Source organism: Citrobacter arsenatis (assembly GCF_004353845.1).
Lineage (GTDB): Bacteria > Pseudomonadota > Gammaproteobacteria > Enterobacterales > Enterobacteriaceae > Citrobacter > Citrobacter arsenatis.
In genome coordinates this window covers 3,519,678-3,538,316 of the sequence record NZ_CP037864.1, presented here as the reverse complement: position 1 = coordinate 3,538,316, position 18,639 = coordinate 3,519,678, and the positions used below count along the sequence as shown (strand labels likewise).

The following is an 18,639-nucleotide window of genomic DNA, read 5'->3' as shown; positions in this document are numbered from 1 at the left end:
GTTATTGTCCTGCAATCTCGCGAAGTGCCGTAATGACCCGCTGGGTATCCGCTTCGGTCATGTCTGGGAATAACGGCAGCGAGCAGATGCGCGCGCTGTTCCATTCAGTATTTGGGAGCGAAAGGGTAGGGAAGCGTTCGCGGTAATATTTTTGCGTATGGGCCGCACGAAAATGCAGGCCGGTGCCGATATCTTTGGCCTTTAGCGCTTCCATCAGCGCATCTCTGCTCAGGCCACAGCGCGCTTCGTCAACGCGAATGATGAACAGATGCCAGGCGTGGACGTGCGACCACTGGGGCAGGGCCAGCGGTTGAAATGGCGTATCAGCCAACGCCTGTTGATATTGCCTGGCAATTTGCGCCCGGCGTGAGTTCAGTTGTTCGAGCTTATTCAGCTGTACCAGCGCGATGGCGGCATTGATATCTGTGAGGTTGTATTTGTACCCTGGCGCCAGCACTTCGGCCTGCGGCGCCCGGCCATAGGTCTGTCGATCAAAAGCATCAACGCCCAGGCCGTGAAACTTCAGGCTGCGAAGCCGCTGGGCAAGCTGGCTGTCGTCGGTAACGATTAGCCCGCCTTCTGCACAGGTGATATTTTTGATGGCGTGAAACGAGAAGATAGCTGTGCCGCGTGCGCCGACATGACGCCCCTTATACAATGTCCCTACGGCGTGGGCCGCATCTTCTATAACCGGAATACCATAGCGCTCGCCAATGGCATTAATCGCGTCAAGGTCGGCGGGAGCGCCTGCGTAATGTACCGGAACAATGGCTTTAGTTCGTGGGGTGATAGCGGCTTCAATTTGCTCCGGTGTGACCATCAGCGTATCGCGGTCAACGTCGATCATCACTGGCGTCGCCCCCAGCAAAACAATCATGTTGAGGGTCGAAACCCATGTCATTGATGGCGTAATGACCTCATCGCCTGCGCCTATGCCCAGCGCCATCAGCGTGATGTGCATACCGGCCGTAGCGGAACAGACGGCGACGGCGTGCTGATTTCCCGTGAGCTGACAGAATGCGGCTTCCAGTTGTTGGTTTTTCGGGCCGGTGGTTATCCATCCAGAGTCAAGAACCGTCTTCACGGCGGCAAGTTCTTCAGCGCCCATGGCCGGGCGAGAGAAAGGCAAAAAGTCAGACATCATTATTCCTTCAAGCCATTTAACGCCACCGAAGTTTTATTTCTCGTGATAAACAGGGGCGTCGTTAATTATTTAATCAGGCTTCAAAGGTTAATGACTGAAGGTTAATTTATCCTTAAGAGTTTAAGGTTTGGGATGAATGAAGAAATGGAGAGTGTTTATATTTATCTTAATGAAATTAAAGTGTTTTGTGAGTCTTTGCGATTTTGGCGACATTGCTAGTTTCTGCAGACTAATGTACGCAATGCCGCTATTCAGAATGTTAATTAGATGCCGTTATTAAATGATAACTTACAGTAACCCTTTCAAGGTTAACGTTTTACGTGTGGCGATATTTAAGTCGTAGGTGCCGAGATCTTCCGCTTTAACCCATGCGAACGCCTGGAACTCTTCGTTAATGTTCACTTCGCGATTCGCCGCCACACAATCGAAGATGAGATAAATCATATAAATCTCTTCCTGGCTGCCATCCGCGTACGTTTTGGTACGAATATCGTCACTGAAAGTCCATGGCGTAATGTCTGATAACACCAGTTGTTCGCCCAGCTCCTCTCTCACTTCCCGGCGCAAAGCTTCTTCGATGCGTTCGCCTGGTTCAACACCGCCGCCAGAAAGTGCCCACTGACCGGGAAACACACCACGGTCATCAGCCATTTTGCAGAGTAAATAACAGCCATCGTTTTGAATTAATGGGCAAACAATTGTTCTTTGGCGCATGAGGCGAGTCCTTGTTGGAGAGGTAGAGAAAATTCCGTCATGCACGCATCTTACCTTTTGCAGGCGGCAGAAAAAACGCTTCATTGAGCAATAACGTCGCTTGGTCAAGGGAGATGAGATGTTTGTTGAAAACGACCCTTTGCTACGTTCACATGTATAAATGACACAAGAATTTAACCTTATCCAAATCTTCTGAGTAGTATTTAGTTACAATATGCCGTTGCATCGCTTTTTTAGCTCATTGATTCCTCGTCATCTGACAGTACAATTCACCGGTTTTGGGGCTATGTTTTGATTCTTGCAGGAAAGGATAGAAAATGAAAAAAAGTTTAATGTTGGGTTTTGCCGGAATGCTGTTTGTTTCCGCGTCGGCGAGCGCGATTAGCATCAATGGCCAGGCTGGCGAAGACTACACCAACCTTGGATTCGGTATGGGTACTGAGACTACCGGTCTGGCCGTCAGCGGCAACTGGATGCATAACGATGACGACGGCGATGTTGCTGGGCTGGGCCTGGGGCTGAATATCCCGCTGGGTCCACTGTTGGCGACCGTTGGCGGTAAAGGTGTTTATACCAATCCAAACGATGGCGATGAAGGTTATGCGGCGGCTGTCGGCGGTGGTTTACAGTGGCCGATCGGCGACAGCATTCGTCTGTTTGGTGAGTACTATTACTCTCCAGATTCGCTTTCCAGCGGTATCGACAGCTATGAAGAAGCCAATGCCGGTGCGCGTTTGACCATTATGCGCCCGCTGAGCATTGAAGCGGGTTATCGCTACCTGAACCTGGCAGGCAAAGACGGCAACCGCGATAACGCGATTGCTGACGGCCCGTACGTTGGGGTTAATGCCAGTTTCTGATTTTTCTGGCGCGGCGTTCAGTCGCGCCTTCCCCCCTCCATGCGTTATAGTGTTTTCATCATAAAAGCAGGAGAACACGATGTTAAACGTGGAGATGCTATCCACCGGGGATGAAGTGTTGCACGGACAAATCGTCGACACGAATGCCGCCTGGCTGGCTGATTTTTTCTTTAATCAGGGTTTACCGCTCACACGCCGCAACACGGTAGGTGACAATCTTGACGATCTGGTCGCCGTTTTGCGCGAGCGTAGCGAACATGCCGATATACTGATCGTTAACGGCGGGCTGGGGCCTACCAGCGACGATCTGAGTGCGCTGGCGGCGGCAACGGCAAAAGGCGAAGGGCTGGTGCTGCATGAAGCATGGCTCACCGAAATGGAGCGTTATTTTCGCGATCGTGGACGCGTGATGGCGCCGAGCAACCGCAAACAGGCTGAACTGCCTGCCAGCGCGGAGTTTATCAATAATCCGGTGGGCACCGCCTGCGGGTTTGCCCTGAAGCTTAATCGCTGCCTGATGTTCTTCACGCCGGGCGTTCCATCAGAATTTAAAGTCATGGTTGAGCATGAGATCCTGCCGCGTTTGCGTGAGCGTTTTTCGCTGTCTCAACCCCCGCTATGCCTGAGATTAACCACGTTTGGCCGTTCTGAAAGCGAGCTGGCGCAGAGCCTGGATCCGCTGCCATTGCCTCCGGGAGTGACAATGGGCTACCGCTCGTCGATGCCGATTATCGAACTGAAGCTGACCGGGCCGGATTCCCAGCGCGAAGCGATGCTGGCGCTGTGGCCAGAAGTTAAGCGAGTTGCCGGACAGAATATGATTTTCGAAGGTACGGAAGGCTTGCCTGCGCAAATTGCCCGCACGTTGCAGGAACGACAATACAGCCTGACGCTGAGCGAACAATTCACCGGCGGTCTGGTGGCGTTGCAGCTTTCTCGTGCTAATGCTCCGTTGTTGGCGAGTGAAGTGGTTCCGCCCCAGGAAGAAACGCTGGCGCAAACGGCGCATTGGGTAACCGAGCGACGTAGTAAACATTATGCCGGGCTGGCTTTGGCGATATCAGCTTTCGAAAACGAACATATTAATTTTGCGCTGGCCACCCCCAATGGGACATATGGTTTGCGCGTTCGGCTGAACGCTAATCGCTACAGCTTGTCGATTCGTCAGGAAGTGTGCGCAATGATGGCGCTCAATATGCTGCGCCGTTGGCTCAATGGGCAGGATATTGCCACCGAACACGGCTGGATCGAAGTGGTTGAGTCGTTGACACTGCCATCTTAATTTACCCTGGCTATCCATTTTTATGGGAAGGTGTTCCGATCTTCCCATTGTCAGTCCAGCCTGTTGTACTCCAGGCAAAAAAATCTGTGATTTGTTTCACGATCCTGTTCATTATTTCTCCAATCCTCTGGAAGCGCGAGGGGATTTGATGCACTTCACAATTTTACACACGTCAACCTACCACACTGATTCCAGTATCTCAGACTGGAGTCCAGTATGTTGGAATCAAGTAAAGTTCCTGCCCTTACTCGGGCGATCGAAATTCTCAATCTCATTGCGCGTATCGGCCCGTGCAGTGCCGCCACCATTATAGAAACGCTGGGTATTCCCAAAAGTACGGCTTACCTGTTACTCAACGAACTGAAACGTCAGCGTTTTATCAGCATTGATCATCAGGAGAATTACTGCCTGTGGACCAAGCTGGTGGAACTTTCTGGGCATGCGCTGAGCAAGATGGATCTGCGTGAACTGGCGCGTCCGCGTCTGACGCAACTGATGGACGAGACCGGGTTGCTCTGCCATTTGGGCATCATCGACCACGAAAGCGCTTATTACATCCTGAAAGTGGAATCTTCATCTACCATCAGCGTCCGTTCCCACGAGGGCAAAAGCCTCTCGTTGTATCGTTCCGGTATCGGTAAATGCCTGCTGGCCTGGCAACCTGCCGTGGTACGTAAAACCATCATTGAGCAGTTGGTCTGGGAACAGGCAACGCCAACCACGCTCACCCATCCACAGCAGTTGACTGACGAGCTGGAACGCATTCGCCAGCGTGGATGGAGCTTTGATAATGGCGAAGATTATCCGGATGTTCGCTGCGTCGCAGCACCCGTTTTTAACGCCAGCAACGAACTGACCGCAGCGATTTCGGTGGTCGGTACGCGCTTACAAATCAACGAAGAAAATCGTGACTATCTGGCGGGTAAAGCCATTGCCTGCGCCAAAGATATCTCACGCCTGTTGGGATGGAAAAGCCCCTTCGACTCACTCGCATCATAAATAAGGAGAACATCATGACCCTACCGAAAATTAAACACGTTCGTGCCTGGTTTACGGGTGGCGCTACGGCAGATAAAGGCGCTGGCGGCGGCGACTATCATGATCAGGGCGCTAACCACTGGATTGACGATCATATTGCGACGCCAATGAGCAAATATCGTGAATACGAGCAATCGCGTCAGTCCTTTGGCATCAATGTGTTAGGAACGCTGATTGTTGAAGTAGAAGCAGAGAACGGACAGACCGGTTTTGCCGTCTCTACAGCAGGGGAGATGGGCTGTTTTATCGTTGAAAAACATCTCAATCGTTTTATTGAAGGAAAATGCGTCAGCGATATCAAACTGATCCACGATCAGATGCTCGGCGCGACGATGTACTACTCCGGCTCCGGTGGCCTGGTCATGAATACCATCTCCTGCGTGGACCTGGCGTTGTGGGACCTGTTTGGCAAGGTGGTGGGGCTACCGGTCTACAAACTGTTAGGCGGCGCTGTGCGTGATGAAATCCAGTTTTACGCCACCGGCGCGCGTCCGGATTTGGCGAAAGAGATGGGCTTTATCGGCGGTAAAATGCCGACCCACTGGGGACCACATGACGGCGACGCAGGGATCCGCAAAGATGCGGCGATGGTTGCCGATATGCGCGAGAGGTGCGGCCCGGATTTCTGGCTGATGCTCGACTGCTGGATGAGCCAGGACGTGAACTATGCTACCAAACTGGCCCATGCCTGTGCACCGTACAACCTGAAGTGGATCGAAGAGTGTCTGCCGCCACAGCAGTATGAAGGCTACCGCGAGCTGAAGCGTAATGCGCCGGCGGGAATGATGGTGACCAGCGGCGAGCACCACGGGACAGTACAGTCCTTCCGTACGCTCTCTGAAACTGGCATCGATATCATGCAGCCGGACGTGGGCTGGTGTGGTGGATTAACTACGCTGGTAGAAATCGCCGCTATCGCCAAATCGCGCGGACAGTTGGTGGTGCCGCATGGTTCATCGGTCTACTCGCACCATGCGGTGATTACCTTCACCAACACCCCGTTTAGCGAGTTCCTGATGACCAGTCCGGACTGCTCATCTATGCGCCCACAGTTCGATCCAATTCTGCTTGATGAACCAGTGCCAGTGAATGGTCGCATTCATAAGTCGGTGCTTGATAAACCTGGATTTGGCGTTGAGCTTAACCGCGACTGCAATCTGAAACGCCCTTATAGCCACTAATGACCTGTGCGTTGTCGCTGCAACGACAACGCCCTCATTTCTTTGAGGATCTTGCTATGAGCACTACCTTACTTGATGGCGTCGTAAAGAAGAACCGCGCCCGTTTGATTCCGTTTATGTTGGCGCTGTATGTGCTGGCATTTCTTGACCGTTCGAACATTGGTTTCGCCAAAGAGACTTATCAGATTGACACAGGCTTGAGCAATGAGGCTTACGCTCTGGGGGCCGGGATTTTCTTCGTGGTTTACGCTTTTCTGGGTGTCCCTGCCAACCTGTTGATGCGCAAATTTGGCGCCAGAACCTGGATTGGCACCACCACGCTGCTGTGGGGATTTCTCTCTGCAGCGATGGCATGGGCGGACACGGAAGCGAAATTCTTGATTATCCGCACCCTGTTAGGGGCGGCGGAGGCGGGTTTCTTCCCCGGTATGATTTATCTTACCTCACAGTGGTTCCCGCAGCGTAACCGCGCCAGCATCATGGGTCTGTTTTATATGGGGGCGCCGCTGGCGTTAACGTTGGGATCGCCGCTTTCAGGCGCTCTGCTGGAGATGCATGGATTTATGGGGCATCCGGGCTGGTTCTGGATGTTTGTTATCGAAGGTTTACTGGCGGTAGGGGCAGGCGTTTTTACCTTCTTCTGGCTAGATGATACCCCACAGCAGGCGCGTTTTCTTAGCGCCGAGGAGAAAGCGGCGCTCATCAATCAACTGACGAGCGAAGAAGAGAAAAAGGTCACTTCACGTCTCTCTGATGCGTTGCGTAATGGCCGCGTCTGGCAACTGGCCATTATCTACCTGACGATTCAGGTGGCGGTGTACGGCCTAATCTTCTTCCTGCCGACCCAGGTTGCCGCGCTGCTGGGCACTAAAGTGGGTTTTACCGCGTCGGTAGTGACGGCAATTCCGTGGGTGGCGGCCCTGTTTGGCACCTGGCTGATTCCACGCTACTCCGACCGCACCGGCGAGCGGCGTAATATCGCTGCGCTGACGCTGCTGGCTGCGGGGATTGGTATTGGCCTGTCCGGTCTGGTTTCGCCGGTACTGGCGATTATGGCGCTGTGCGTGGCGGCAGTGGGTTTCATCGCTGTACAGCCGGTTTTCTGGACGATGCCAACGCAACTTCTTTCTGGGACCGCGCTGGCGGCGGGGATCGGCTTCGTTAATCTGTTTGGTGCCATCGGTGGCTTTATTGCCCCAATTCTGCGCGTCAAAGCCGAAACGCTGTTTGCCAGCGATGCGGCAGGGCTGCTGACCCTGGCGGGAGTTGCCATTATTGGCTCACTGATTATCTTCACGCTGAGTGTGAACCGTTCTGTTTCACAAGCAGGCGCTGTGCATCATTAATCTTATCTATGTTGTAAGGATCGTTATGAACGCATTGTTATCAAACCCTTTTAAAGAAGGATTACGCAAAGGGGAAGTACAGATCGGCCTGTGGCTTAGTTCGACTACCTCTTACATGGCAGAGATTGCAGCGACGTCGGGCTATGACTGGCTGCTCATTGATGGTGAGCATGCGCCGAATACTGTGCAGGATCTCTACCACCAATTGCAGGCGGTTGCGCCTTATGCCAGCCAACCAGTGGTTCGTCCCGTTGAGGGAAGTAAAGCGTTGATCAAACAGGTACTGGATATTGGTGCCCAGACGCTGCTGATTCCAATGGTCGACAGCGCAGAGCAAGCACGTCAAGTGGTTTCCGCCACGCGTTATCCACCGCTCGGGGAACGGGGAGTCGGTGCCAGCGTAGCGCGAGCGGCGCGTTGGGGGCGTATCGACAAGTATATGGAGCGGGCTAATGAATCACTGTGCCTGTTGGTGCAGGTCGAGAGTAAAGCTGCACTGGATAATCTGGATGCGATTCTGGATGTTGAGGGTATTGACGGTGTCTTTATTGGCCCGGCCGATCTCTCTGCATCTTTGGGCTATCCGGATAATGCCGGACACCCGGAGGTGCAACGGATTATTGAGCAGAGCATCTGCCGTATCCGCGCAGCCGGAAAAGCTGCCGGCTTCCTCGCTGTCGACCCGGCAATGGCGCAAAAATGTCTTCAGTGGGGGGCGAATTTTGTCGCGGTAGGTGTCGATACTATGCTTTATACCGAAGCGCTGGATCGCAGGTTGGCAATGTTTAAACCGGGTCAAGCAGCGCAAACGTTGAAAAAAAGTTACTAATATAAGGCCCGAGGGCGTGGCGCCATCGGGCCCGATATCTGTTCTATTGGTTGTTCGCCACCGCGTGATCAGCAGAAAATCCGGTAATGGCCAGTACCGTTTCACGATCAATACCTTGTTCCAGCATCATGCGCGCGATGCGCAAGGCTTCTTCTTGCGTTCCTTTTTGCACTCCTTGCTCTAACCCTTTTTGCATTCCTTGTTCTAACCCTTGTTGCAGCCCATTTTGGTGACCTTCCTGTTTCAGCCTCTCTGCTATTGTCATTAATCTCTCCTTGTTATGTGGGGTACGTTCTACGTTCGGCAACTTCATGGATAAATTTGTTGACGTGACATACATCGCCGTACCGTAGCAGATAATTAAATAGCGTTTGTAGCTGGCTGTCATTAGCGGTACTTGTAACTAATAGCGAGACCAGTCGGTCCACTAACCCCATTAAATCACGATCGCGGATTTGTTTTTGCATCAACTCAAGCAGCGCAATCCCCCGATGCTGCGCGATTTCATCGTCAGGTATTACGGTAATGTCGACCAGCGGAAAAGCCTCTGAATACAGTTGTCGCGCCAGTTGCGGATTATCAAATTCATCCAGCCAGTTGAGTGACCAGGGATAGGGACTTTGTTGACCGTGATAAAACAGCATGGGGATAACCAGCGGCAGCGTTTTATTTCCGGCATCAAGGTGATGCTGCATCGCCGCGGTAGCATAACGCATCAGGCGAAATGCCATGTGCTGTACCGCGGTACTCTGATGTTCGATAACACAATAGATATACCCCTGACCTTCGCGTGTTTTTAGTGACCACAATACGTCTGAGTAGTATGCACGGAGATCCTGTTCGATAAAGCTGGTGGACTCCAGCTTCAGCGTTTGCATATCGCAAATCTCACGTAATGCGACAGGGAGGTGAATATCCAGAAAATCCCGAGCCATCTCGGGGTAAGACATTATCTTTTTAAAAACCGCATCGTGCGGTGTGGATGTGGTGGGTTTAGCCATGGTAGTCCGTCACCAGAAAGAGAAGATGGCGTGACGGTATCCGCTTCTAACCTGCGTTGCATGTGGAGAATGGGGGCTTTGCGCGGGGGAATCAGAGATAAATACGCCCGACTGCAACGTATTCAATTAAGCGGAACAAGGTGCGCAAAAATGCCCGGTAAGCAGAACGCCACCGGGCAACAGAGTTAACCCAACGCTTTTGCCAGTAAGGTGATGGGATGTTCGCAGCGTTTGCTTGTAGACATCTCAATCTGCCATTTACAGGTTTCGCAGTCGGTGACGACGATATCAGCGCCGCTTTCTTCAATCTGGCGGAATAACGGCGCGCCAATGGACTGCGATGTCGGGTAGTTTTCTTTTTTGAATCCGTATGTCCCGGCAATCCCGCAGCACTGCGAGTCCAGTACCGTTAGTTCCAGCCCCGGAATTTGCCGCAACAGTTCCAGCGTATAGAGCGTCCAGCCCATTTTCTCCATGTGGCATGGCGTGTGATAGACCACCTTCAGCGGCAGCGTTTTCAACGGTAGCGTTTTGCCTTCATCCAGCTTGCGCCACAGCCAGCGGGTTGCCAGCTCAATGTGCTCACGCAGGCCAGAGTTATCGACGTCCAGCACTTCCGGATATTCATCACGCAGCGCAAATGTGCAGGTTGATGAGGTGGCGATCACCGGAATGCCCTTGCCATCAATGGCTTCCCTAAGCGAAGCCACGTTGCTCACTGCCTGCTTACGCGCTTTATCGGTAAAGCCGTTGGCGATCAGCGGTACGCCGCAGCATTTCTCTTTGCTCAGCAACTGCACACCGGTTCCCATCGCATTCAGTACCTTGATCAGGTCCTTACCGAGCTGCGGATGGTTGTAATTCACAAAACAACCGTGGAAAAAGGCAACCTGATCCTGATACTGCGCCTGCTGTGCGGCAATGCTACGATACCAGCGGCGGAAAGTGCCAAAAGAGTATTTCGGCAGCGTACGGCGATGATCGATTTTCAGCGCGTAGTCCAGCAACTGGCGTACCGGTTTTAGCGAGGTGGCGGTATTCACTATTGGGGCGAAGGGGGTGGATACGCTACCCATCAAATCGGTATGACTTAAGACAAAGTTACGCAGCGACGGACGTGTAGTGTCATATTTGGCGCGTGCGCGCTGGATGATATCACCGATTTTCACATCTGACGGACAGGCCACTTCGCAGCGCTTACAGTTGATGCAGTATTTCAACGCATCGTCATATAACGCGCCATCTTTCAGGCGCAGACGCTCACCGTCCGGGCCAGCCTGTTTAGGGCCTGGGTAGCTCGGATTGACGCGGCTTACCGGGCAGGCCGTGGTGCACACCGTGCATTTGATACAACTTTCAAAACGTGTGTCGCTCATTGCTGTCCTCCGGCACGTTTCGCAATGTGATGTGCGGCGTGTAAGGCGCTGACTGCGCACACGCCGCCTCCGCAACCCTGGGCGATAGGGTCGAATCCGCCGAGAACGGAACCGATGGCATACATATTCTCTACCGTTTTCCCCGCCAGTGACGGGCGCAATGCGGCATCGGTCGTCACGCCAAACTGTTGCCACGGTTGTGGATCGAAGACGTCACGTTGATACCACTCGGCGCGGGTGGCGGTTTGCTGTACATCCAGGCCCAAAATCGGTTCGTGGATGGCCTCACGCGTGGCGACCAGTCCGCTACTGAAGAAACTGCCGCTGGCGAGCACGGCGAAACGTGGGCGCAACGGAATATCGGCATGGTTACGGGTCCAGATTTCGCTGACCACACCGTCCTGACAGGTGATTTTCTTCACTTCATCACCTGGCATCCAGATGCCGCCCTGGCGCACGAACTGACGCTGCAATTTGTTGTGTAACCGCATACCCAGTACCGAAGGCGGTAGGGTCGGTAACAGCGTCAGCGAGCAGGGGAGGCGCTCGTTAAGCCACTGCCAGAGTCGCTCATCCGCCAGACCGAAGCAGGCGGGCATGATTATCATGTCGCAGGTTTTTGCGACCGGCAGTAATGCGTCATAGAGCAACGACCATTTATCTTCGTTATCCAGCAGGCGCGCAATGTTGACGGCGCGAAATTCGGTCGGGTTATCACGCAGGACATCCAGCTCAGGCAGGTCGATTTCTGCCGTTTCGACGCTGAGATTGCGTTGACGCAGTGAGGCCGCGGCAAGATGCGCCTGAAAATCCAGTAAACCGCTGATACCCACAACGCAGATACGCTGCGCGGACAGTGGCCAGACCGGAACTTCCGGGGAACTTAACCAGGTTGAGCGCAGAGTGCCCAACGGGGTGACGCGTTGATGTGACTGATGTACCTTGCCCTGCAAATTTGTCCCACATTCTTCCAGCAGATTTTGCGCCTGCTGGGCCAGTTCCAGAACGTTGTGGGTTCCGATGGTGCTATACGGATGCGCAGGTGCCTGAGTGCGCAGCGCATTCAGACCTGCTTCTATATCTGTCACCGGTTGACCATCGGGCAAATTGCCGAGCAAATCCAGCGAGCCGGAGGAAAAATGCAGGGCGCTTTGGCCGCGCGTGACAATCGTGCAGCGTAAACCGCTTTTTTGCAGTTGCAGACCGCACAGCAAGCCGGCCAGGCCGCCGCCGATAATGACGGTATCAAATTTCATCCTGGTGCTCCTTTTCCAGACCACACAATCCCTGATAAACCCAGCGGGTGAACTCGCTTTCGCGCAGCGCATCTCCCCAGGCGATAGGCTGCACGCCTTTCCAGCGCTCATTGAGGAAATCCGAAAGCTGGGTGATAGATTGCGCGGCGGTGGTGACATTAAAACGTTGCAGCAAACCTGCGGCACGGCAGGCACACAATTCGCCCTGGCAGGTCCCCATTCCAACACGGGTACGGCGACGTAAATCCAGCAGGCTGTTGACGGTTAAATTCTCGACGGCGTATTGCACTTCGCCAGCGGTGACCGCTTCGCATTCACAGACCAGACTGCGGTGCTGACGACCTTCGCTAAGCCATGCAGGGGTGCGATCGCCGTGACGGTAGACCGCCGAACCGCGCAGTGGCGCGGGCAAAGAGATTACGCGTTTAAGCGTATGCTCGGTAGATTCTTGTGAGCCGGGCAGCGCGATGTCTGCCGTTGTGCAAGGTTGGGTATTGCCCAGCTTACGGCATACGGCATCGGTAGCCCATTCCGCCATCAGGCGGTAGGTCATCAGTTTACCGCCGGTAATGGTGATAAACCCGTCCAGTCCGTCACGTTCAGCGTGGTCGAACAGTACAATCCCGCGGCTGACGTTACGTCCGCTTGGATCGTCGTCGCTGGCGACCAGCGGGCGTACGCCGGAGTAGGCGCGTAAAATGCGCGTTTTCGCCATAATTGGTGCCAGTTTCTCGCCTTCACGCAGCAGAATATCGACCTCTTCTGCGGTAACGCGGTTGCTGTCAATATCATCGTAATCAATGTGCTGTGAGGTCGTACCGATCAACGAAATGGTATCGCCTGGCACCAGAATATCGGCGTCAGACGGCTTACGACAGCGGTTGATGACATGCTGGTTAATACGATGATCCATAATCAGCAGCGACCCTTTGGCCGGGAACATACGGATGCTCAGATCGGCATATTCCGCAATGCGCTGGCCCCAGATCCCGGCGGCGTTCACCACGACCGGGGCATGCAGGGACTGCGTCTCTCCCGTCAGATGATTGCGCACGTTAACGCCGCAAACCGTTGCTCCTTCACGAATCAGCCCCGTCACTTCATGCGCCGTTAAGATAACCGCGCCATGCTCACGCGCATCCAGCATGTTGGCGGCGGTTAAGCGGAAAGGATCAACTGTGCCGTCCGGCACTTTTACCGCACCAATTAGCTGTGGGTTAACGGAAGGTTCAATAATGCGCGCCTGCCCAGGGTCAATCGCTTCAGCGCGAATACCGGCCTCTTCACAGGCGCGAATAAAGGTAGCCTGGAAAGAGAGCTCGTCCTCCGGCAGGGTAATAAACAGACCGTCCGTTGGCTCAACGCAATGACGGGCGATACGTTTGAGAATTTGGTTTTCGCTGATGCACTCACGGGCAGATTCAGCGTCGGTGACGGCGTAGCGCGCACCGCTGTGCAGCAGACCGTGGTTGCGTCCGGTCGCCCCTGTGGCGATATCGTGGCGTTCCACTAAGATGACGCGCAACCCGCGCAGCGCACAATCGCGTGCGATCCCTGCACCTGTTGCTCCTCCACCAATGATAATCACGTCACTTGTTTGCGAGTCGCGAGTTTTCATTGTTTTTCCTCACAGTTCGTTTTTTATCATTTAGCCACATAAAAAACATGGATTGTTTGATTTCGCGCATAATCGCTCATTATTCGAAAATGAAACGTGATTTCGTGCGCCTTTATGAACATTCGTCATAAATCTGTAACAATATGTGCTGCGTTTCACATTTTTGTCATGAATCTTTCCTTAACATCGCGGCCACACTGGGAGCGGCAGGGTAGTAATGACGAACTGCAGTGTTTACTTCGAATGAAAGACGGCCACGGAGGCTACACTATGTTGAGCATTTTTAAACCAGCGTCACACACGGCGCGTTTGCCTGCAGCGGAGATCGATCCGACATATCGTCGATTACGTTGGCAGATTTTTCTGGGGATATTTTTTGGTTATGCCGCGTACTATCTGGTACGTAAGAACTTTGCCCTTGCGATGCCGTATCTGGTTGAGCAAGGTTTCTCGCGTGGCGATCTGGGTTTTGCGTTGTCCGGTATCTCCATTGCTTACGGATTTTCGAAATTCATCATGGGGTCCATTTCGGATCGCTCGAATCCGCGCGTTTTCCTGCCAGCCGGTCTGATTCTGGCCGCCGCAGTGATGCTGTTCATGGGCTTTGTGCCGTGGGCGACATCGAGCATCGCGGTAATGTTTGTGCTGCTGTTCCTCTGCGGATGGTTCCAGGGGATGGGCTGGCCGCCGTGTGGCCGTACTATGGTGCACTGGTGGTCGCAGAAAGAGCGTGGGGGCATTGTTTCCGTCTGGAACTGCGCGCATAACGTGGGTGGCGGTCTGCCTCCGCTGTTGTTCCTGCTGGGTATGGCCTGGTTCAATGACTGGAAAGCGGCGCTGTATATGCCTGCTTTCGGTGCGATCGTCGTCGCGCTGTTTGCTTTTGCCCTGATGCGTGATACACCGCAGTCCTGTGGTCTGCCGCCTATCGAAGAGTATAAGAACGACTATCCGGACGATTACACCGAGAAAGCGGAAGAAGAACTGACTGCAAAGCAGATCTTCATGCAGTACGTACTGCCGAACAAACTGTTGTGGTACATCGCTATCGCCAACGTGTTTGTTTATCTGCTGCGTTACGGCATCCTCGATTGGTCACCGACCTATCTGAAAGAAGTGAAGCATTTCGCACTGGATAAATCATCCTGGGCCTACTTCCTGTATGAATATGCGGGTATTCCGGGCACGCTGCTGTGCGGCTGGATGTCGGATAAAGTCTTCCGTGGCAACCGTGGCGCGACCGGCGTGTTCTTTATGACGCTGGTGACGATTGCGACCATCGTTTACTGGATGAACCCGGCAGGCAACCCGAACGTGGACATGGCTTGTATGATTATCATCGGCTTCCTGATCTACGGTCCGGTAATGCTGATTGGTCTGCATGCGCTGGAACTGGCACCGAAAAAAGCGGCGGGTACGGCGGCTGGCTTTACCGGTCTGTTCGGTTATCTTGGCGGTTCTGTGGCCGCGAGCGCCATTGTTGGCTACACCGTTGACTTCTTCGGTTGGGACGGCGGCTTTATGGTGATGATTGGCGGTAGCGTACTGGCGGTTATTCTGTTGGTGGTCGTCATGATTGGCGAAAAACGCCATCACGAAGAGATGCAGCTCAAGCGTAACGGGAGCTAATAGATGAAAACCACATTGAAAAGTCTCAGCGTGGCGCTGATGCTCGCAGGTATGGTGGTGAGCAGCGCGGCGGTCGCCGCCGATAAAATCGTGATTGCGCACCGTGGTGCCAGCGGTTATCTGCCGGAGCATACGCTGCCAGCGAAAGCGATGGCCTATGCTCAAGGCGCGGATTACCTGGAACAGGATTTGGTGATGACCAAGGACGACCATCTGGTCGTCCTGCATGACCACTATCTTGACCGTGTGACCGATGTTGCCGAACGTTTCCCGGATCGTGCACGTAAAGACGGGCGTTACTATGCTATCGACTTTACGCTGGATGAGATCAAATCGCTGAAATTTACCGAAGGCTTTGATATCGAAAATGGCAAAAAGGTTCAGACCTACCCAGGGCGTTTCCCAATGGGTAAATCTGACTTCCGCGTGCACACGTTCGAAGAAGAGATTGAGTTCGTTCAGGGATTAAATCATTCAACCGGGAAAGATATTGGTATTTACCCGGAAATGAAAGCGCCGTGGTTCCATCACCAGGAAGGGAAGGACATTGCGGCTAAGACGCTGGAAGTGCTGAAAAAGTACGGATACACCAGCAAGAACGACAAGGTCTATCTGCAATGTTTTGATGTCGCAGAGTTAAAGCGCATTAAGAATGAACTGGAACCGAAGATGGGGATTGATCTCAATCTGGTACAGTTGATTGCTTACACTGACTGGAATGAAACTCAGGAGAAAAAACCGGACGGTAGTTGGGTTAATTACAACTATGACTGGATGTTTAAACCGGGTGCCATGAAGCAGGTTGCGCAGTATGCGGACGGCATTGGACCGGACTACCACATGCTGGTTGATGAGAAGTCGAAGAAAGGCAGTATCTCATTAACTGGCATGGTACAGGACGCGCATCAGAACAAGATGGTGGTGCATCCTTATACCGTGCGTGCCGATCAACTGCCGGATTACACTACTGACGTAAACCAGCTGTATGACATTCTGTATAACAAGGCGGGCGTTGACGGGCTGTTCACCGACTTCCCCGACAAAGCAGTGAAATTCCTGAATAAAGAGTAATGGCACAAGGCCTGTGATGCACCTCCGGTCACAGGCCTGATTCGATGAAACGTGATTAACTGTTAGATAAGGCCGTCTGCTGTTAACGTTTTCATACATGCCTGCAGGAGAAATAAAGGGCTGCCGTCTACCGGCGGCTCTTTTGCCAGTAATGAGATCTGCCGATAGAACGTCGGCTCCAGTGCGACCGAGCGTATTTTCCCGCCAACGGCTTTCAGCGTTAATTCCGGTAATAACGCAATACCCAACCCCTGACGAATAAAGCTCATCGCGGTATCCGGATGGTTAAATTCGTATTTAATGACCGGTTCAATTCCTTTCTCTTTAAAGAGCGTCATGATGCTTAATTCATAGCGACCTTTACTGATAATTAGCGGTTCTCCTACCAGTTGCTCAACTGAAATCGTGCTATGGGTTGCTAGCGGGTGGCCTTCAGGAACTACAACGGTAAATTTGTCGCGATAGACCGGTACGCAGTACATGTCACCCACCGGAAAATGCACAAATCCAGCATCGATATCCCCGCTACGCAGGGAATCAACGATCGCCGTACTGTTCTCTTCGAAGGGGATAATTTTGATGTGCGGATGCTGCTGCTCAAAGTGGCGGATGATGCCGGGTAAAATGCAGGCGCAGGCGCTGGGAAAGCAGCCGATGCGCAGGGTTCGGGCCGGATTCTTTCGCTCCTGCTCGGCAATTTCCTTCACCGCGTTGGTTTCTGACACGATCGCTCGCAGGTGCGTAACGATCCGACATCCTGCCGGGGTAAGTTGAATGTCTTTACGGCGTTCGCGGATCAGGATACTAACGCCTAGTTCTTCTTCTAGCGCCGAAATGGCCTGACTCACGGCGGACTGGGTCATATACAGTCGCTTGCTGGCTTCGGTAAAACCACCGTATTCAAGCACGGCAAGCAGGGCGTGGATCTGTGTTAGCGTCATTAGTTCCCTCTAATTAACAGCATTAAAACGATTAATTTCTCTAATATTATGAATCTGTTTACACTTGTGGTCTACCGTATAAATCACATTTTGACGCACCTATCCGTCGTTCAGTTGAGCTGATCGTTGCCTGCGTGCGCCGTCTTGACAGGGTGTCGAATATGAAAGAAAAACTGTGGACGAAGGATTTTTGGGCCATAACGATAATTAGCTTTATTATATTTTTCGTCTTTTATGTTTTGCTCACGCTATTACCGATTTATATTTCCGATCGCCTGAATGCCACTCCAGATAAGGCCGGTTTACTTGTCACCTTCTTTTTAGGGGCCGCAATTGTTGTGCGCCCGTTTGCGGGACAATGGGTGGGAAAATATTCGAATAAAACGATTCTGATGCTCTCTTCTCTGGCCTTTTTGGTGGTCACTGCGTTGTATCCTGTTTGCCACTCAATTGAATCACTGCTGTTTATTCGGGTGCTTCATGGTGTGACGTTTGGCGTTATAACCACGGTAAAAGGAACGATTTCCGCGCGGTTGATACCGGCCTCCCGACGTGGGGAGGGCATCAGTTTTTTCTCGTTAGCAATGGGACTGGCAATGGTTGTGGGACCATGGGTAGGTTTGAATATGGCGCGCTGGGGGGCTTTTACCTCGGCATTCTGGTTGTGTAGCGCGGTTGCTGCATTAGGTATCATCCTGTCATTGATCGTCGCCGTACCGCCGGTCATCCGCCATGCTGACGGCTCAAAACCGAAGCTCGGGTTTGCGGCAATGTTTGACCGTGCCGCGCTGCCTTTCGCGATGGTGACGTTTTTCATGACCTTCTCCTACGCGGGTGTTTCCGCCTTCCTGGCACTGTATGCGCGGGAGTTAGATCTGATGGCGGCGGCCAGTAATTTCCTGTTGTGCTACGCCATTTGCCTGATGATCTGTCGAACCTTTACCGGCAATATTTGTGATAAAAAAGGGCCAAAATACGTGGTCTATCCGTGTTTGCTGGCCTTTATCGTTGGGCTGGTGGCGCTGGGCTATACCAACGGCAGCATGATGATGATTATTGCTGGAGGATTAATTGGCATTGGTTACGGTTCGGTCACGCCGGTATTTCAGACACAAATTATTAGTTCTGTAGAGCCGCATAAAATTGGCATCGCCAATTCGCTGTTTTTCAATGCGATGGATGCGGGAATGGCGATTGGCGCGTTCATTATGGGGATGATGGTCGAGGGCGTAGGGTATCGGGCGATTTACCTGGTTGGGGCTTTGCTGGTGGTGCTGGCTGGGGCGTTGTACATCGTGCAGATGAAAAAGCGCGGAGACGTGGTGCTGGTCTCTGCGCATGAAGTCCACTAAG

At 52.9% G+C, this 18,639-nt stretch carries 15 protein-coding genes and 1 pseudogene; 9 read left to right on the top strand and 7 right to left on the bottom strand.

Annotated features, from left to right (window positions below):
- Window position 1 precedes the first annotated feature (1 nt).
- The gene (gene arnB, locus E1B03_RS18215) at window positions 2-1,141 is read right to left on the bottom strand and encodes a UDP-4-amino-4-deoxy-L-arabinose aminotransferase (RefSeq protein ID WP_103770383.1); all 1,140 of its coding nucleotides are present in this window, start codon (window positions 1,139-1,141) and stop codon (window positions 2-4) included.
- Between the two features lie 291 nt (window positions 1,142-1,432).
- A complete protein-coding gene (gene nudI / locus E1B03_RS18210) occupies window positions 1,433-1,858 on the bottom strand; it encodes a nucleoside triphosphatase NudI (RefSeq protein WP_103770384.1) in 426 nt (141 codons plus the stop codon).
- 317 nt (window positions 1,859-2,175) lie between these two features.
- Between nudI and E1B03_RS18205 the strand changes: the two genes are divergently transcribed.
- From E1B03_RS18205 to yfaU, 6 genes are all read left to right on the top strand, one after another.
- Window positions 2,176-2,718: a YfaZ family protein gene (locus tag E1B03_RS18205; protein WP_103770385.1), complete on the top strand. Its 543-nt coding sequence runs from the start codon at window positions 2,176-2,178 to the stop codon at window positions 2,716-2,718.
- A 79-nt stretch (window positions 2,719-2,797) separates the two neighbouring features.
- Window positions 2,798-4,000 (top strand): nicotinamide mononucleotide deamidase-related protein YfaY, encoded by a 1,203-nt coding sequence (locus E1B03_RS18200; RefSeq protein ID WP_103770386.1) that lies wholly within the window; start codon window positions 2,798-2,800, stop codon window positions 3,998-4,000.
- 216 nt (window positions 4,001-4,216) lie between these two features.
- Entirely contained in the window at window positions 4,217-4,999 is a 783-nt protein-coding gene (locus E1B03_RS18195; protein WP_103770387.1) for an IclR family transcriptional regulator, read from the top strand.
- A 14-nt stretch (window positions 5,000-5,013) separates the two neighbouring features.
- Window positions 5,014-6,219, top strand: a complete 1,206-nt coding sequence (gene rhmD, locus E1B03_RS18190) for an L-rhamnonate dehydratase (protein WP_103770388.1) — start codon at window positions 5,014-5,016, stop codon at window positions 6,217-6,219.
- A 56-nt stretch (window positions 6,220-6,275) separates the two neighbouring features.
- Complete coding sequence (locus E1B03_RS18185) at window positions 6,276-7,565, top strand: MFS transporter (RefSeq protein ID WP_103770389.1); 1,290 nt, start codon at window positions 6,276-6,278, stop codon at window positions 7,563-7,565.
- Between the two features lie 25 nt (window positions 7,566-7,590).
- On the top strand, window positions 7,591-8,394 hold the full coding sequence (yfaU, locus tag E1B03_RS18180; protein ID WP_103770390.1) for a 2-keto-3-deoxy-L-rhamnonate aldolase: 804 nt from the start codon (window positions 7,591-7,593) through the stop codon (window positions 8,392-8,394).
- A gap of 43 nt (window positions 8,395-8,437) precedes the next feature.
- Here the strand turns inward: yfaU and E1B03_RS18175 are convergent.
- From E1B03_RS18175 to glpA, 4 genes and pseudogenes are all read right to left on the bottom strand, one after another.
- Window positions 8,438-9,395, bottom strand: a pseudogene (locus tag E1B03_RS18175) (Rpn family recombination-promoting nuclease/putative transposase).
- 185 nt (window positions 9,396-9,580) lie between these two features.
- Window positions 9,581-10,771, bottom strand: coding sequence for an anaerobic glycerol-3-phosphate dehydrogenase subunit GlpC (gene glpC / locus E1B03_RS18170; RefSeq protein ID WP_003027620.1), 1,191 nt, complete (start codon window positions 10,769-10,771; stop codon window positions 9,581-9,583).
- Window positions 10,768-12,027, bottom strand: coding sequence for a glycerol-3-phosphate dehydrogenase subunit GlpB (glpB, locus tag E1B03_RS18165; protein ID WP_133086697.1), 1,260 nt, complete (start codon window positions 12,025-12,027; stop codon window positions 10,768-10,770). Before glpB ends, glpC begins: the two co-directional genes overlap by 4 nt.
- Window positions 12,017-13,645, bottom strand: coding sequence for an anaerobic glycerol-3-phosphate dehydrogenase subunit A (gene glpA, locus E1B03_RS18160; protein WP_103770393.1), 1,629 nt, complete (start codon window positions 13,643-13,645; stop codon window positions 12,017-12,019). The genes glpB and glpA overlap by 11 nt, the downstream gene beginning before the upstream one ends.
- Before the next feature lie 270 nt (window positions 13,646-13,915).
- On the opposite strand from glpA, the gene glpT reads away from it, so the two are divergent.
- Window positions 13,916-15,274, top strand: a complete 1,359-nt coding sequence (gene glpT, locus E1B03_RS18155; RefSeq protein WP_103770394.1) for a glycerol-3-phosphate transporter — start codon at window positions 13,916-13,918, stop codon at window positions 15,272-15,274.
- Window positions 15,275-15,277: 3 nt separating this feature from the next.
- Window positions 15,278-16,345, top strand: a complete 1,068-nt coding sequence (glpQ, locus tag E1B03_RS18150) for a glycerophosphodiester phosphodiesterase (RefSeq protein ID WP_133086696.1) — start codon at window positions 15,278-15,280, stop codon at window positions 16,343-16,345.
- Between the two features lie 62 nt (window positions 16,346-16,407).
- On the opposite strand, the gene E1B03_RS18145 is transcribed toward glpQ, so the two are convergent.
- Window positions 16,408-17,286, bottom strand: a complete 879-nt coding sequence (locus tag E1B03_RS18145) for a LysR family transcriptional regulator (RefSeq protein WP_133086695.1) — start codon at window positions 17,284-17,286, stop codon at window positions 16,408-16,410.
- A 161-nt stretch (window positions 17,287-17,447) separates the two neighbouring features.
- Between E1B03_RS18145 and E1B03_RS18140 the strand changes: the two genes are divergently transcribed.
- Window positions 17,448-18,638: an MFS transporter gene (locus E1B03_RS18140; protein WP_133086694.1), complete on the top strand. Its 1,191-nt coding sequence runs from the start codon at window positions 17,448-17,450 to the stop codon at window positions 18,636-18,638.
- Window position 18,639 lies beyond the last annotated feature (1 nt).